Origin of the sequence: Bacillus shivajii (genome assembly GCF_020519665.1) — a bacterium.
In the GTDB taxonomy this organism is placed as follows: Bacteria; Bacillota; Bacilli; order Bacillales; family Salisediminibacteriaceae; genus Bacillus_CA; species Bacillus_CA shivajii.
In genome coordinates this window covers 2,275,894-2,292,665 of the sequence record NZ_CP084703.1, presented here as the reverse complement: position 1 = coordinate 2,292,665, position 16,772 = coordinate 2,275,894, and the positions used below count along the sequence as shown (strand labels likewise).

At 36.2% G+C, this 16,772-nt stretch carries 11 protein-coding genes and 1 pseudogene; 8 read left to right on the top strand and 4 right to left on the bottom strand.

All coding sequences use genetic code 11. The features are described 5' to 3' along the window. The first annotated feature begins 80 nt into the window (after positions 1 to 80). The 4 genes from LGQ02_RS11190 to LGQ02_RS11175 all read left to right on the top strand — a co-directional run bounded on the left by LGQ02_RS11190 (position 81) and on the right by LGQ02_RS11175 (position 5,852). Positions 81 to 1,625, top strand: a complete 1,545-nt coding sequence (locus LGQ02_RS11190; RefSeq protein ID WP_226514461.1) for a putative polysaccharide biosynthesis protein — start codon at positions 81 to 83, stop codon at positions 1,623 to 1,625. A gap of 42 nt (positions 1,626 to 1,667) precedes the next feature. After that, on the top strand, positions 1,668 to 3,554 hold the full coding sequence (locus tag LGQ02_RS11185) for a DUF5693 family protein (RefSeq protein ID WP_226514460.1): 1,887 nt from the start codon (positions 1,668 to 1,670) through the stop codon (positions 3,552 to 3,554). Further along, positions 3,551 to 4,663: a polysaccharide pyruvyl transferase CsaB gene (csaB, locus tag LGQ02_RS11180; RefSeq protein WP_226514459.1), complete on the top strand. Its 1,113-nt coding sequence runs from the start codon at positions 3,551 to 3,553 to the stop codon at positions 4,661 to 4,663. Before LGQ02_RS11185 ends, csaB begins: the two co-directional genes overlap by 4 nt. 94 nt (positions 4,664 to 4,757) lie before the next feature. Further along, the gene (locus LGQ02_RS11175; RefSeq protein ID WP_226514458.1) at positions 4,758 to 5,852 is read left to right on the top strand and encodes a glycosyltransferase family 4 protein; all 1,095 of its coding nucleotides are present in this window, start codon (positions 4,758 to 4,760) and stop codon (positions 5,850 to 5,852) included. A 539-nt stretch (positions 5,853 to 6,391) separates the two neighbouring features. On the opposite strand, the pseudogene LGQ02_RS11170 reads toward LGQ02_RS11175, so the two are convergent. From LGQ02_RS11170 to LGQ02_RS11155, 4 genes and pseudogenes are all read right to left on the bottom strand, one after another. Continuing rightward, positions 6,392 to 7,672 (bottom strand): annotated as a pseudogene (locus LGQ02_RS11170) (FAD-dependent oxidoreductase); the annotation flags it as partial. A 263-nt stretch (positions 7,673 to 7,935) separates the two neighbouring features. After that, positions 7,936 to 9,348, bottom strand: a complete 1,413-nt coding sequence (nhaC, locus tag LGQ02_RS11165) for a Na+/H+ antiporter NhaC (RefSeq protein WP_226514457.1) — start codon at positions 9,346 to 9,348, stop codon at positions 7,936 to 7,938. Between the two features lie 682 nt (positions 9,349 to 10,030). After that, the gene (locus tag LGQ02_RS11160) at positions 10,031 to 10,849 is read right to left on the bottom strand and encodes a M55 family metallopeptidase (protein ID WP_226514456.1); all 819 of its coding nucleotides are present in this window, start codon (positions 10,847 to 10,849) and stop codon (positions 10,031 to 10,033) included. A gap of 27 nt (positions 10,850 to 10,876) precedes the next feature. Next, on the bottom strand, positions 10,877 to 12,175 hold the full coding sequence (locus LGQ02_RS11155; RefSeq protein WP_226514455.1) for a serine hydrolase domain-containing protein: 1,299 nt from the start codon (positions 12,173 to 12,175) through the stop codon (positions 10,877 to 10,879). Between the two features lie 124 nt (positions 12,176 to 12,299). Between LGQ02_RS11155 and pepV the strand changes: the two genes are divergently transcribed. From pepV to LGQ02_RS11135, 4 genes are all read left to right on the top strand, one after another. Further along, positions 12,300 to 13,736: a dipeptidase PepV gene (gene pepV / locus LGQ02_RS11150; protein WP_226514454.1), complete on the top strand. Its 1,437-nt coding sequence runs from the start codon at positions 12,300 to 12,302 to the stop codon at positions 13,734 to 13,736. Positions 13,737 to 13,955: 219 nt separating this feature from the next. Continuing rightward, complete coding sequence (locus tag LGQ02_RS11145; protein WP_226514453.1) at positions 13,956 to 14,102, top strand: hypothetical protein; 147 nt, start codon at positions 13,956 to 13,958, stop codon at positions 14,100 to 14,102. Between the two features lie 12 nt (positions 14,103 to 14,114). Continuing rightward, complete coding sequence (locus LGQ02_RS11140) at positions 14,115 to 14,582, top strand: cytochrome c oxidase subunit II (protein ID WP_226514452.1); 468 nt, start codon at positions 14,115 to 14,117, stop codon at positions 14,580 to 14,582. A 13-nt stretch (positions 14,583 to 14,595) separates the two neighbouring features. Then, the gene (locus LGQ02_RS11135) at positions 14,596 to 16,278 is read left to right on the top strand and encodes a cbb3-type cytochrome c oxidase subunit I (RefSeq protein ID WP_226514451.1); all 1,683 of its coding nucleotides are present in this window, start codon (positions 14,596 to 14,598) and stop codon (positions 16,276 to 16,278) included. Positions 16,279 to 16,772 lie beyond the last annotated feature (494 nt).

Here is a 16,772-nt window from a genome sequence, read left to right as displayed (position 1 = left end):
TTTTAGTAGTGGTCGTATAAAGTTACCAAAATAAACCAATACTACTCAAGAAAATAAATTAGATAAATGAGTGGATTTTTGTGCAGAGGAAAAGTTTTATCCATAGTGCTCTTTTATTAACTGTAGCAACATTTATTTCTAAAATACTAGGAAGTTTTTTTCGGGTTCCTCTACAAAATATTGCAGGAAATGAAGTGTTAGGGATTTACACACTTGTTTATCCAGTTTATATGGCGGTACTTGCATTATCCGTTGCTGGAATTCCGTTAGCTCTATCTAAATTGATTTCAGATGCAAGACATAATGGACAAGAACATCAAATTCAAGAAATATTTAAAACTGCAAGCATACTTGCAATAGTTTTTGGCTTTTCCAGTTTCTTTTTTGTTGTGATAAACGCTAACTTCATTTCCGATTATATTGGTGGACAGCACACTCAGCTCCCCTTGGTTATCGTCTCTGCCTCACTTTTAATTGCACCATATATGGCAATTTATAGAGGTTTTTTTCAAGGGTTTGAAAATATGCAACCGACTGCGATATCACAAATTATAGAACAATTTGTTCGTGTTGGTGTAATTTTAATAGCTGCAATTTTTCTAGCGGGACAAGGTGCTAATTCAAATATTATAGCAAGTGGTGTCATGGCAGGATCATTCATCAGTGTTATTGCAGCGGTTATTTACTTACGTGTTTTATTTGCACGAACCAATTTCTTACCTAAAACGAATAGATACTCTTTTTCGCTTTTTGTTATTTGGTCAAAAAGAATAATTAAAATAGCAATCCCTTTTTGCGTTGGCACGCTTACATTAACATTAATATTTTTTATAGACTCAGTAACTGTTCCAAATCAATTATTAAGTTACGGATATAAAAGGGAACATATTACAGAGTTATATGGAATATACGGCAGAGGACTTATCCTTGTTCAAATTCCCGTCGTTTTTGCCCAGGCTTTAGTGCTGCCTTTAATACCTGCTATTTCAAGCGGAAAATCAAAAACAAACAATTTGATCGATAAGTCCATGAATTATATCCATTTAATCTCATGGCCCTTGAGTATAGGGTTATTTGCTCTTACAGTACCTTTAAATTATGCATTTTTTGGAGACTTTCAAGAGAGTCATGTTTTAGCGTTAACTCATATAAGTGCTTTATTAATGACATTTTCAGTTTTAACTACAGGAATTATGCAGGGTATTGATCGCTCGTATCATGCTGCACTCACTTTAATCGGGCTGACTCTACTTAAAGTATTTACAAATAGTTACTTCATTGAGCAATTTGGTTTGTTAGGATTGCCTGCTTCGACCATGGTTATATTTTCAGCGCTGACAGTTATAAATTTTTATTTCATCTACCGAACAACTAAGATCCAGATATGGAAGCGTAAGTATACTATTTTTGCTGCTTCATCTATTTTGATGGGATTATCTATTTCTGCCCCTCTACTCTTCTTTAAAATAAATGAATGGTCACGAATTGATGCTTTAGTTTATGTGTTTTGTACTTTTGTGATTGGAGTTATGATATACGGTTTGTTTCTTTTCTTATGGAAAGCTGTTTCAACCAAGGACTTAACAAAAATTCCTTTAATAAAAAAACACATCCCATTTTCTTAAAAATCAAGAATCACTTTGGTAGTAAAGAGAGGAAGATTTGTAATGCAGAAGGTTTTATGGGGAATCATTCTATTCACAATGATTCTAAATAGCCCTTTCATAATCGAAAGAATCCACGTAGAAAAATCAAATGATAACTATGAAATTGTTGTCCCATTTCAAGATATTGCAAAAATGAGTGAAGCTGGTATACCATTAGAAACAATTTTGCATGACTATAAAGGTGCGAATGTAACAACATTTAGTTTTACACCAGTATCATTAGAAGAATTACATGAAAAACAATTAATCCAATTTATTTCAAAAGGTGAGCTAATAAATATACAGGCAAATAAAACAAACCAAATACCACAAGAAAATGGGATACATATCGAATTGGTAGATATAAATAACCCTATTGTGCAAGCAATTCCCTCGAGTATTAATAGTAACTTTCAAGACATTGTACATACTAAAGAGTTTTTTATTGGTGAGAGGCATTTCCTTTTTGTACCTTTTGACCAAACGGTAGTAGAAATTATGCCAATTTCATTTGACATAGCTGCTATTGAATATGTAATTGAGAACGGTTTTTCAGTTGTAGCTCGTTTAAATAATAATTTTAACTTTGAAGACGACAAGCATCCTCTTATACAACAATTATATCAAAATAGCGATTATATAAATCATATCGTATTTATTGATAAAGATGTTCCAGGGTATGCTGAAACATCGAAAAATACAATAAATCGCATGGCTCACTACATGAAGCAAATGAGCTTGAATGCTACCTTAATTGAAGGAAATGCTCAAAGAGGATTAGCTGATCTCGTGCAGCAAATAGACAATAAGCTTATCCGATTACATAGTATGACTCTTGGAAAAGATGACACTAGTGATTTGTCACATGTTAATCGTGGATTACGGGCTATAAATGAACGTAACATTCAATTATTGTATGTAAACATTTTAAAAAAGGACCCAATGGAACATTTTCTCAACCCAGTCGAAGCAATAGAAACATTAAACGAATCACTATCCTTTTTTGATGAATTAAATAGCAATCTGTATAAAGAGTCAGGTACAGTTACCCCATTAAACGATATAACAAAGCCGAAATGGATAGAAATCACAAACTATCTAGTGGCGTCTTTGTTTATAGCTTTATGTTTTTCAGTATTGCATAAGCGGTTAATGGTTGCTGTTTTTCTTACTACATTCCTGATGTCAGCTTTAGCTTTACACTTGTCAATTGTAGAAAAAAGTATCGTTTTATTCGCTGCAGTTTTATCACCTATATATGCCGTTTTATCAATAGGTAATCCACAGACGATTAAGCAAGCTATTATAGCTTTCTTTAAAGTTATTGGCGTTACATTGACAGGGGCAAGTTTCGTCATAATTTTATTATATGAATGGGAGTACCTTGTTCATTTAGATGGCTTTAGAGGAGTAAAATTGTTAGCCGTCCTTCCTGCGCTTATTGTAACTCTAAAATTGAACGGATTTACTTGGTTAAAACGAAACATGAAATTATGGCATGTCTTTGTTGTTACTTTACTCATAGGAGTAACTCTCTTTTATATTGGCAGAACCGGAAATCACGGAATAACGATACCGTATGAATTATTATTTCGTCAGGAATTAGAAAACATCTTTGGAGTCAGACCACGAACAAAGGAGTTAATCGGATTTCCGTTACTAATTTTAGGCATCTATTTAATAAAGGAAGGCTATAAACACGGGAAACAGTTACTAATCTTGGGTGTCATTGCATGCGGTTCAGTAATTAGTACATTCACACATCTACATACGCCACTTTTAATCTCAATACAAAGAACCGGGCTAAGTTTATTATTAGGGGCAGGATTAGGTCTTATTTTAATCGTTATTTGGCACACCGCCGTGAAACGATTCAGTCCGTTATATAAAGGGAGGTTTTCAGCATGAACATCGTGATATCTGGTTATTATGGGTTTGATAATGTAGGTGATGAGGCGATACTTTACTCTATTATTCAAGAATTAAAACAAGACTTTCCATCCATCACAATTACTGTTTTATCAAATCAGCCAGAAAAAACAACCCAAATATATGGAGTAAATGCAGTGAACAGATGGAATTTCAAAGCTGTTTTTACTGCGATAAAAAAGTCTGATGGAATTATTAGCGGTGGTGGAGGTTTATTACAAGATAGTACTGGTATTAAAGGAATTAGTTATTATTGCGGTATTATGTGGATTGCTCACTTATGTAACAAACCATTTTTTGTATATGCACAAGGGATTGGCCCGATTAAATTCTATTTCAATAAAAAGATTGTATCACATACCCTAAGTAAGGCGTCTTTAATAACAGTCAGGGATGATCATTCAAAAAAAGTAATACAAGAACTTGGGGTAAAAAAAGACATAGATGTTGTAGCAGATCCCGTTCTTGGTATGAAGCTTGAAGAAAGATATTCTAAGTGGCTGCAATCGATGTTAAAAGATGACACCTTTATATCTATAGCAGTCCGATATTGGAGAAATAGTGAGACATTTTTAGGTCAAATAGCAAGCGGTTTATCTCCAATTGCCGAGAGTGGGATAAAATTAGTTTTTGTTCCTATGCATGGTAGTGAAGATTACTCATGTTCAAATGAAGTTGTTTCAAGACTATCAAAAACAGCACAAAAGAACTCTTTTATAGCGCCGCATGATTTATCTATACAGGAAAAGGCAAGTATTATAGGTTCTTCTCAAATGTTACTTGGAATGAGGCTACATTCTCTTATTTTTGCAGCGATTAATTCAGTTCCTTTTGCATCTATTTCGTATGACCCAAAAGTTGAGGTGTTTACAAAAGTATGTGGTCAAAAATTAATTGGTCAAGTAGACGACGATAAATGGGATTCTTCAGACATTACGAACGAAATAGAGAAATATCAAGAGTTATATCCTACTCTACAGGAAAACCTTCTTGCTTATACGAAAGAGGCTAAAAGTAGTACCGAAATGACAGCTATATCAGTACTCAAACAAATACTGATGAACAAGTCAATGTATCACTTCAGGTGATATGTAGACAAGCTGTTCTTCACTACATAATTCAACAGAAATAGTTCAAAGATATACAAGAGAGTATTTCGTATATATATAGGAGCTGAGGTTATTGATTTATGTAACGTTTGCTGTTTGTTTTTTGGTAAGTATATTAACAACACCATTCTTTAAGAGAATGGCTATAATGGTGGGAGCTATCGACCAACCTAACCAAAGGAAAGTCCATAAAAAAATCACTCCATTATTAGGCGGGATGGCGATCTTTGTCGGTTTTATGATTGGAATCATATTATTAATGCCGGTTAGCCCAGTAATTTTACCTATAATTTTAGGTGCATCTATTATTGCATTGACAGGGATGATTGATGATATTTTAGGTTTACCTGCTAAGTGGAAGTTTTTTGGACAAAGTATCGCTGCAGCCATTGTAATATACGGAGGAGTATATATTGAATTTATTACATTCCCTTTTGAATATATGCTTGATCTCGGAGGATTTGGTATCCCCTTAACCTTCTTATGGATTGTAGCTATTACGAATGCCATTAATTTTATTGATGGATTGGATGGGTTAGCAGCAGGGGTATCGTCTATTGTCTTAACGACAATAACGGGTATTGCAATTATGGAAGGAAATGCAGTTATTCTGGCCCTCACAATTATACTGTTAGCGAGTACTTTAGGTTTTTTACTACATAATTTTCATCCTGCTACAATCTTTATGGGAGACACAGGTTCACTGTTTTTAGGGTACATGATTGCTGTCATTTCAATCTTAGGATTTAAAAGCATCACATTTTTCACATTGATTGTTCCTGTTATCATTCTTGGAGTGCCCATTTTTGATTCACTATCTGCCATTATCAGGCGGCTAGTAAACAAGAAGCCTTTTTACTTACCAGATAAATCACATTTGCATCACTGCATTTTAAATTTGGGCTTTTCTCATCGAATGACAGTATTAATCATTTACGGCCTAAGTACCTTTTTTGCGATATGTGCAATGCTACTTACAAAATCAACATTATTTGGTGGTATTATCATAATTGCAGTTTTTATCTTTACTATAGAAATGGTTGTAGAAATCGTAGGGTTAATCAATAATCGGTACCGACCCATGTTAAATTTATTTAATAAAGTTATGATGATGAAGCCATCGTTTTTTAATACTTCCGATGCACATAAACAAGAAAAAGACTGGTAATCACCAGTCTTTTTCTTGTTTTTCATAATTTCTAGTATATAAGCTGCTATATAATACCCTTCTTTTCTCAAGACAATTCTATTTTCCTGAATTCTGTTATAAATATTTTCATTTATTAACCCTGATTCTTTTACTTCTTTCCAAGGATGTGGTGAAATTTTTTTATCAGAAAACGTTCTAAGTAAGTACAAAGCTAATTCATCTCGATAAAAAGCATCTTCAGTGTCAAGTTCTTCGTGCGTCAATGCAGATTGTAAATTATTTATCAAGGTTTCATTATTATAATTTATTCTTTGTAATCCGTTACTTAATAGGTTTGCAAAGTGTTTCTGGTTAAGTGGATGGTCAACATCTAAATCATTATCGTACCCAGCAATAATAAGGCCTAGATTTATCAATGTTTGTATAGAGTCATCATACCAAGTATCTTTATATGGATAGGATACATTGAAATGTTCAATTTTCGCACCTTGTTCTAGTAACCGGTTCCTCAATTGCTTGATGAGTGTTTTATCACGACTCATTTCTCTAAAAGATACACCGTTTTCGATAGATATTTGCGCAGCAAGACCTCCTGCTTCACCAACCGCCATTCCAGTAGGAATAATGCGAGCGCTTCCTGCACTTAAAGAAGAATAACCAGCAGCACGGCTTACGACAAGGATATTCTCAAGTTTTAAGGGTATAGTGGATCGAAATGGAATCGAGTATTGAACTGGTGAAGAAACGACATAACCATAGTCATTTTTAGAAGTAGCCTGAATATCGACAGGATAGCCGCCAAAAGCGATTCCATCCCAGTGATCCTTATTCATCCAAACATCAGACATTGGAAGCATATATTCAGATTTTACGTGGCGCGTTTCTCTTACATATAACTCCTCCGGGAAACTTGCAATAACTGCATGTTCAAATCCAGGGAATTCCTTTTTTAAAAATTGTAGAACATTCTCTGTTTCACGCTTTCCTTTCTTTATTGCTTTTTCAACTGAAGCATTATTTAATCCATTCACATTAAATAATTGCAGAGCATTAATAAAGAACTCTTCATTTCCATTTTCATCTTGAACCTTGACAAGATTTAATCCTCTTAAACGTGTATTATCTTCATTTGGTTTGTATTCATAGTGGAGCTCATTAAACCCCCAAGCTACTGTATCTGTGATCCACGCATCACCAAATGTTTTACTTTCAACAGCCCGTCTTATCCCCCTCCAATCTACCCCTTTTAAATGAATCATTAATGTAACTGCCATTTTACGATTTTCTTCGTTCAAATCTTCAGCGCCAATAAAATAAGAGGCACCAGCCATTTCTGCAAAATCAGCGTCTTGTGTTGCATCTATAAACCGTTTACCATAAACGTGATTCATACCTTCTTTATTCTCAAGCTCAACTCCTTTAATCGTAACTCCATCTTCATCAATTATAGGTCCCTTTATATCTGTTTCTAATAAAAGCGTTATATTTTTTTCATTCTTTATTAGAGAAGAAAAAGCATCCTTTCCTATGCTTATAGCAAAGGCGTCATCTCCTCCTACAAGTTCATGCCACTCCTGAAATATCCCGCCAATGGCATTCTCATTATTTACCCCATAGACCATATCAATAAAGTTCAACATTCCGAATATCATTAATCCGCCTAATCCATCCCTCTTCTCTACAAGAAGAGTCTTAGAGCCATTTCTTGCAGCAGATACTGCTGCGGTGATTCCTTCAGGTTCCCCTCCTATAACTATTACGTCATATTCTTCTGTCGATGAATTTGTGTGTGGGGATTGACTAGAATTAAATATAAAGAATGTACTAGGTATAAACATTATTAAAAATAAAGAAATTATTATATATTTATTTACCATAAGCTCCTCCTAAGTTTTTAATGTAACACTTTTCCTCCACACACAATATTATTACCAATTTTAGGAGCTATATAAAATGTTCTCTTTTCTTTCCATAATTTTGAACATTTCACTTACAGCAAAAAGCACCAATACGATGGTATTGATGCTGAAATTTCATTAAATTTATGTTTAATACAAGAGAAGGAATTTAAACACTTCTGCTTATAATTTCTTACCTCGTATTAAGACAATGCCTTATTTTTATCATATTTAATATCGGTTGTATTTTCAGCTTTTGCGATTTTAAAGCCCGTAAGGATATAGATAAGACCGAATACGAGTGCCAAATAAGTCATTGGAGCATAGATAATATATTCTAACGTTGGTACGCCTAATGTCCCTGCTATAAATGCACCTGTCACGCTCCAAGGGATAACGGGAGCAAACGATGTACCCGTATCCTCTAATGTACGAGACAAATTCTTTTTGTGTAATCCGTATTTGTCATACACGGATGTCATCATCGGTCCAATGACACTGTACGTGACATAATAGCTTCCTGTAATAGAAAACAGCACGCCGTGAATTGTAAACGTTGATACCATAACGCTTCTACCTTTTTGAGCAAGCTTTAAGATCATATTTAGCATTACTTGAATAACTCCAGCACTCTTAAGTGGTGCACCAAAGATCGCTGCGGCTATTAATAAAGCGGTTGTCCCAAGCATACTCGTTAACCCACCACGTAAAAGCATCTCGTCGACAATTTCTACACCTGTTGATTGAGAAAAGCCATCGTTTAATGCAATTGCGATTTCGAGTAAACCTCTTCCTTGAAAACCAATTGCTAGTATAACACCTAAAATGATACCGACTGCAAATACAGGTAACGTAGGTTTCTTCTTAAAAATCAAAAACAAAACGATAAAAGGCGGTAACAATAGTAGTGGATTTAAGTTAAAGTTCCCTTCAAGTGTAGTTAAGATCAACTGAAGCTCTTCTCCAGCAACAGATTGTCCTCTAAATTGTAATCCGATAATGAAAAATAAAACTAAAGAAATCAAAAATCCAGGTATCGTTGTCCAAAGCATATACTTAATATGATCAACAATGTTAACGTCTGACACTGCGGACGCCAGAACTGTCGTATCGGAAAGTGGTGACATTTTATCACCAAAGATTGCACCGACAACTACTGCACCTGCTGTGTAATGAAGTGGAATATCTAAGCCAATAGAAACGCCCATTAACGCAACACCGACTGTTCCAATCGTTCCCCATGAAGTACCTGCCATGATGGACATAATTGCACAAGCAAGAGCGGCAACCACTAAGAAAACAGAAGGACTTAATAGTTGGAGACCATAATAAACCATTAATGGAACGGTCCCAGAAGCAATCCATACCCCTATTAACATCCCTACAGATAATAAAATTAAGATAGCTGGAAACATTGTTTTAAGTGTATCCATCAAGTCATTCTCAATTTTTTCCCACTTAATGCCCCATAATAATGATAAGGCTATCACTACAATCCCTGCAGAAATAAGAACGATTGTCGTAGGAGCTTGTATAAATATTACTCCACCGAAAATGATGATCGCTGATAAAATTAGTAGCGACATCGCTTTTAATGACGAAACTGAACCTTGCAAATCAATACACCCTCTTTACATATATTTTAATTAACTTCTATAAATATAAAGTTCTAAATATTACGATTAAATTCCTTCTTAATTGAATCAATTTCATAACTCAAAATAAGGTGCGAAATTCCGAATGATGAGCGTGAACTCCACTTCAGACGGACGCTTTCCCGAGGGCTTGTCTTCAGCTAACTTAGGCTCGACAATTCTTCGCCTAAGTGGATCTTCAGCTCGTTGTTCCTGCGATTACTCGTCACAGATAAACAGTGCTCCTGCGGTTACTCGTCGCAGCTCGAAGCAGTTCGAAGAAGTATTGCTCGTCGCTGATCCTCTGGGAGTCGCCGCCTTTTGTTACGTTCACTTCCAAACGTACATTTAATGAAAAAAATTATCATATCATTCGTTTCATTGTGTAAAAAACGGAATTATGAAATTGATTCGATTAAATATATAAAAAAGAACAGAGGTGATCGTTTCTCTGTTCATTAATATAGGCTCTTTTCGTAACATTGTTGTTTTTCTTTGGTTCGGTAACGGCGGACGCTTACCAGGGGTGTCGCCGCCTATCTCTCACACATTCAATTTTTTTCTATTTATAAAAAAGCACCACTCTTTACCTACGACGAGCAAGCATAGTGGCGCAGGATCAACCTTTAAAAAAGTGCCATTAAAAAATCTATTTACTATGAAACTAGTTTGATGATGCTAAGCTGATGAGACTGCGAATGTAACGAAACGCAGTAATGTAGTCATCTGATTGAAAGCGGTGTGTATCACCGTTGATTCTTTCAACAATTGGCAGAACTTCCGCCGTATCAGCAAATCCAGAATGAAGATACGATAATTCAACATTGTAGGGACCCTCAATGTTAAAGGGTTTAATTTCACTTCGCTTTTCAAGTGCGGATATCACCTTTTGTTTAATTCGTGCTTGAGATTTTTCTGGTGTTAAATTGCGTGCAGTTACTCTGTTCACTGTTTCCTTTACAATTGCTGTTTCAATTGATGGAATCAACTCACTAGCTTCATTTGCTGCATGTTGACAACCTGTAACAAGTACTGTCGGTACATGAAAGTTTCCTGCGATTAAAGCATTCATTCCTATTTCACCATAGTCTGTTCCATTAATACGAATGTTTCGTACGACTCTACCACTATAAGAATGATTTAAAATACCTGGTTGCCCCATCCTTGCATGATGCCCCAATAATATAACTGCATCAAAGCTTTCATCGATTCCTTCCATCATCGCTAGCATTTTAGGAGATCCGATAATGTATTCTGCTTCTGAATGAAGCAGTTCAGGAATAATATTTCTCATCGTTCCATGCGAATCATTAACGAGTATTTCTGAAGCCCCCGCTTCGAGAGCTCCTTCTACTGCTGCATTTACTTCCTTAGTCATCAATTCTCTAGCTCGGTCATGCTCTCTACCGTCTCTTGCTGTATGCTCTTGATGAACAACACCAGCGACTCCTTCCATATCTGCAGAAATAAATACTTTCATCATACTTCCTCCCTCTGTTTTCAATGAAAATTAATCGTGTTCTCTTCTTAATATTCTAGATCCATTAAATAATGCCCAAGGCTTTTGTTGACCATCGAAATAAAATGTTAATGGTTTTTCATTTTTGAGTAAGACGAGCGTATCGGTCCCGCTCGGACGTACTTTAAACCTTTCATCGTCCATTACAGCAAATAAGTTGTCATCAATATATTGAATACTTATTTTTGTGCCTTCTTTAGATGTATACAAACCTTCGAAGCTTCTTAAACCATCAATAGACATATGATAATCCGGTTCTTCACTTACTTTGTAATCAAGTGGTAAACCAAGTGCTGCATTCAAAGCTGTAAACCAAATTTCTCCTGCGCTTACTCCTCCTACATTCGTTAATACCGTTACAACTACGTTTTCTTCTGGAACGAAACCGAAATTAGATGAAACACCAGGTTGTCCTCCACCATGCTGTACGACGGTATATTTTTCGTTGTAATTTGGTGTTACAAAAAATCCGTATCCGTAGTAAGTATCCCTTCCCGTTTTATAAACAGGTGTGTACATTTTTGACGAGTAAGCATGCTCACCATTCATATAAATTTGACCATATTTTAAAAGGTCGTTAACGTTTGAACGGATCCCGCCACCCGTTTCATACGTTCCTAATGTTGGCCAATCAGTAACGTCTAATGACTTTGTTGTGCGATTAAACTCATATGGAACAGAAACATTTGTCATTTTATATAACTCTTCAATACTAAATGTTGAACGGTTCATTCCTATAGAATCTAAAAATCTATTTGTCATATATCTACGAAAAAGGATACCGGTCTTCCGTTCGATAATGGCACCTAATAAAAGATATAGATCATTACAATAACTAAAATACTCCCCCGGTTTACCTAGTAGTTCGTATTCAGCTTCAGCTATGTATGTGAGATGTTCTTCGTATGTTTCTAAATCCTCTCTTCTTTCCATTGGTGGCATGCCACTTGTATGAGAAAGTAAGTGATGAATTCTAACCGACTCCATATCTTCTACACCTGAAATTTTAAATTCAGGTAAATGTTTAACAACTGGATCATCGACAGAGATGTACCCTTTTTCCTCCAAGTCAAGGATCGCTAATGCAGTAAACGATTTTGTAACAGAAGCGATTCCGAAAACCGTTTCGGGAGTAACACGTTGCTTTTCTTCTAAATTGCAGTATCCATAACCTTTTTGAAATACCGTCTCTCCATCCTTCGTTATTCCAATTGCTAAACCAGGGATATTCTCCTCGGTCATTTTCTTTTTTATATAATCTTCTAATTCATGTAATTTTTCTCCGTTCATAATAACCACTCCTCTTTCCTACACAATTCAACGAGTTCGTTAAAATTCCTTTAAAACCTTTGTTATAATAGAAAGAAATTTAGTGTTTCTAAATAATGGGTTTTTAGCAAAGGAGTGGAAGAGAATGAATTGGTATAAAGAAGTATTAAAAAGAAAAAATGATTTACTTGAAGATTTAACACAGTTATTAAAACTTGAAAGTACAAAAGATTCGACCTCGGAACTTAATAATCAACAACCTATGGGAGAAAACATCGCCAAAGCATTAGATTATATGCTTAATCTCTCATCTCAAACAGGCCTTAGTACAAAAAACGGTGATGGTTATTATGGATATGCAGAATTAATTGGATCTAATCAGGATGAGCATATTGCAGTTTTATGCCATGTAGATGTTGTACCAGCTACTGGTCAATGGACTTCTCCCCCATATGAGCCTACGATTCGTGATAGGAAACTTTATGCTCGCGGTGCGATTGATGATAAAGGCCCAACAATGGCTGCGTTTTATGCTATGAAAATGATAAAAGAGCTTCAATTACCGATGAAACGAAATGTACGAATCATCTTTGGAACAGACGAAGAAAGTGGTATGAGCTGTATAAAAAAATATCGAGATATTGAAAAGCCACCTGTTGCAGGCTTTGCCCCAGATGCGACCTTCCCTATCATTCATGCCGAAAAAGGACAAATACATGCGAAGTTTGCAATGAAAAAGGTGAGTACAAATACCGAAGCTAAATTAAAGGACGACATATTACTCTCATTTCACGCTGGTACAAGAGGGAATATGGTTCCTGAAAATGCAACCGCTACTTTGTCAGGAAATCTAAAACAAATTGAAAGCACGTTTCTAGATTATTTAAAAAAGCATCATCTTTATGGAGAAATTACTAAGGATAATGACAATAAAACAATAACCCTTACATTGAAAGGAATTTCCGCTCACAGTATGGAACCATTCAAAGGTTTAAATGCGGGTGTTTCCTTAGCGAAATTTCTAAGTTTCCTCCCTCTTGATATTAATGGAGAGAATTATATTTCATTTATCAAGCAAAAGTTTGCTGACGACCACTATGGGGAAAAATTAAACATTTATCATGAAGATGAGATTACAGGCTCTTTAACTGTAAATCCTGCAATATTCCGTTATGGCTTAGAAAATGAAGCATTTGTCCAAGCGAATATTAGGTACCCTGTCACTGCCAAATTTGAAACGATTGAAAGAAACATCATGGATACGATAAAGAGTTATAACTTTTATATAGATGAAATTCGTTATAAACAACCACATCATGTCGACAAAAATACATCGATGATTAAGGCTCTTCAATTAGCATATGAAAATGAAACTGGTGATGAACCGACCTTGCTTTCAAGCGGTGGAAATACATATGCTAGTCTATTACCTAATTGTGTAGCCTATGGCGCCGTGTTCCCTGGTAAAGAAATGACAGCTCATCAAAAGGATGAATATATAGAAATTGACGATCTTTTAAAAGCTACTTCCATCTATGCTCAAGCGATTTACAATTTAGCAAACATGGAAGATGAAATGTAAATACATGACGCTAACTCATCGTGCCTTTGCGCATCATTTGAGTTAGCGTTTTTTATTGCCCCTATCGTTGGAAAAATCATTTCTAGAAAATCGACACTAAATTGAAACAAAGCCAAATATTTTATCAATTCTTTTTGCTCTTGGTGATTCACCTCACCTCATCGATAAAGATTATCAATTAAGCTATAACTAAGAAATCTAAAGGAGGTTTGATGATCAATGGCAGTAGAAAGGAAAAAACAAGTTGAACAACAAGTCGATCAGCATAAAGCTTCAATAGGTACATGGTTTTCATTAGGCATTGTTGGAGCTGTCATTCTTGGCACTTATTTATTAATGTTTGGGATTTTTATGGCTAGAGTATAGGAGGGGATATTAATGAAGATGCATTTAGATGAAAAAATTTGGCTTACCTTAAGTTTCGGGTTAATTATGGGCTTTATGCTTATTACTGGTTATCAAACGTTTGTCCAAGGAATGGGTCCACCAAGTGGGATGGAAACGATTGATCCGCAAAAGGTTGATGAAACAGCTCCATTTGATGAACCAGGCGTCTATCAAATCGGTGAAGATGAATATGAAGTGATCATGACACTGGAAGTTTTCGCTTTTAATCCGAGTGATTTTGAAATTCCTGTTGGATCCACTGTTCATTTTACAATGACATCTAAAGACGTGATTCACGGTGTACAAATTGCAGGAACAAACATGAATGCGATGGTTACACCAGGACATATTCAAACTATTACACAAACGTTTAATGAGCCTGGTGAATACCTCATGTTATGTAATGAATATTGCGGAAGTGGTCACCAATTTATGGCGACAACAATCACCGTAAAATAAAGGAGGGAGAACATTGGAAACAGTTAGACAAACATCGTTTAAAGATAAAGCAAATCAAATACTTGGAATTAGCCAAGAGGATGCACTACTTTCAAAATCATATTTACTTGTCGCGTTTGCCTCATTATTTATCGGCGGAGTTTTAGGACTATTACAAGGGTTAAACAGAGCAGGACTATTAGAATTACCATCGTGGTTTACTTACTATCAAGTATTAACAGCACACGGGATCATTTTAGTACTTGTGCTAACAGCATTTTTTACAATCGGGTATTTTTACGCAACCCTATCTCATAATTTAGGCGGCTTACTCCCAAAAGTTAGAAAACTTGCGTGGGTTGGTTTCTGGGTAAAAATTGTTGGTTTTGTATTAGCGGTCATTCCAATCCTACAAAATGAAGCAACAGTCATGTTTACCTTTTATCCACCAATGGCAGCATCGCCTATCTTTTATTTTGGATTAGCTTTAATCGTTGTCGGAGTATGGTTATGCGCATTCGGGTGCTTCATACAAGTTGCGAATTGGCGTAAAAACAATAAAGGAAAACATCTTCCGATCTTGTCATACTTTGCAACAGGTGTATTCGTCTTATTATTCTTCGGTAGTGTCCCTGTTGCAATCGAAGTAATTGTCATGATTATCCCATGGTCTCTAGGATGGGTTGAAACGATTAATGTCATGGTTGCTCGAACGTTGTTCTGGGCTTTCGGTCATACATTAGTTAATATTTGGTATTTAACAGCTGTATCAGCTTGGTATGTTGTTGTACCGAAAGTTATTGGCGGTAGACGATTTAGTGATACGTTAACACGTGTAGTAATTATTCTATTAGTAATCATGAATATTCCGGGTGGATTCCACCATCAAATTATCGACCCTGGTATTACTGAATCAGTGAAATATGTTCACGTATTTATGAGTTTAGCAATTGGCTTTCCATCATTAATGACAGCTTATGCAATGTTTTCAGTGTTTGAGAAAACAGCGAAAAAGAAAGGCGGAAAAGGTGTCATTAGTTGGTTTAGTAAACTACCATGGGGAGATGTCCGTTTCCTAGCACCAATGATGGCAATGATCGCGTTTATCCCTGGTGGAGCTGGAGGTATTGTGCAAAGCACGAACCAGTTAAACCAAGTCGTGCATAATACGTTATGGGTTGTCGGTCACTTCCACATAACTGTTGGTATGTCAGTTGTTCTTACCTTCTTCGGGATTAGTTACTGGTTAGTTCCATTTTTATCAAAACGAGTGTTAACACCTGCAATAAACAAATTAGGTGTCATTACAACCATTGTTTGGACTGTAGGTATGGGACTAATGGCAATTGCCATGCACTGGGTTGGTCTTCTTGGATCTCCTCGAAGAACTTCTTATACAACGTATTTCGATAATGCAACGGCATTAAGCTGGGATCCGTACTTGTTTTTCCTTGCGATTGGAGGAACATTACTCATGGTCGGGGTTATCCTACAAGTTTATGCTGTTGTACATCTAATGTTCTTTGCTCCAAAAGGAGAAACAGAATTCCCAATTGCGGAAGAAGAAGACAATGCTTCTAAGACGCCTTATTGGACAGAACGTTGGGGTATGATCGTTGTTCTTCTCCTACTCTTAGTAGCGATGGCTTACGTGATTCCACTTGTTGAATTCATCTTCAACGCACCACCGGGATCACCACCATTTAAAACGTGGTAGTAAGAAAAGCGCAAGCGCCCTCTCTAACGAGCGACACTCTTTACCTGCGACGAGTAATCGCAGGAGCAAGCGCGCTGGAAGGCCGGCATGCGGAAGTCCGAACTTAGACTTCAAATGACGGCCTGAAGCGACCTCGAGCGAAGCTACGGCATTGAGTTTGCTTCCTTGCAGCTTTGCGACGAGTAAAACGAAGTGACGCAGGAGCACCAGCATGGCTTCGTCGAAAAAACAGCGAGCTGTGACGAGTAATCGCAGGAACAAGTAGGTTGTAGCTGTCTCTTCCTCTCTTGATCCGTCCACCGCGCAATACGCCACGTCCTGTGGCATGCGCGGCATTAGGACGTCCTGTCCGTCGAGACAACTCGAAGTACCTCTGAGAAGTAACGCTCGTCGCTGGAGCTAGACAACTATCAAAAGGTTGATATTTTATGAATTCTTATCTTTTAAGAAAAGCGAAACGCAATCTAAAAAAAGGGATAACTCGTTATTACGGT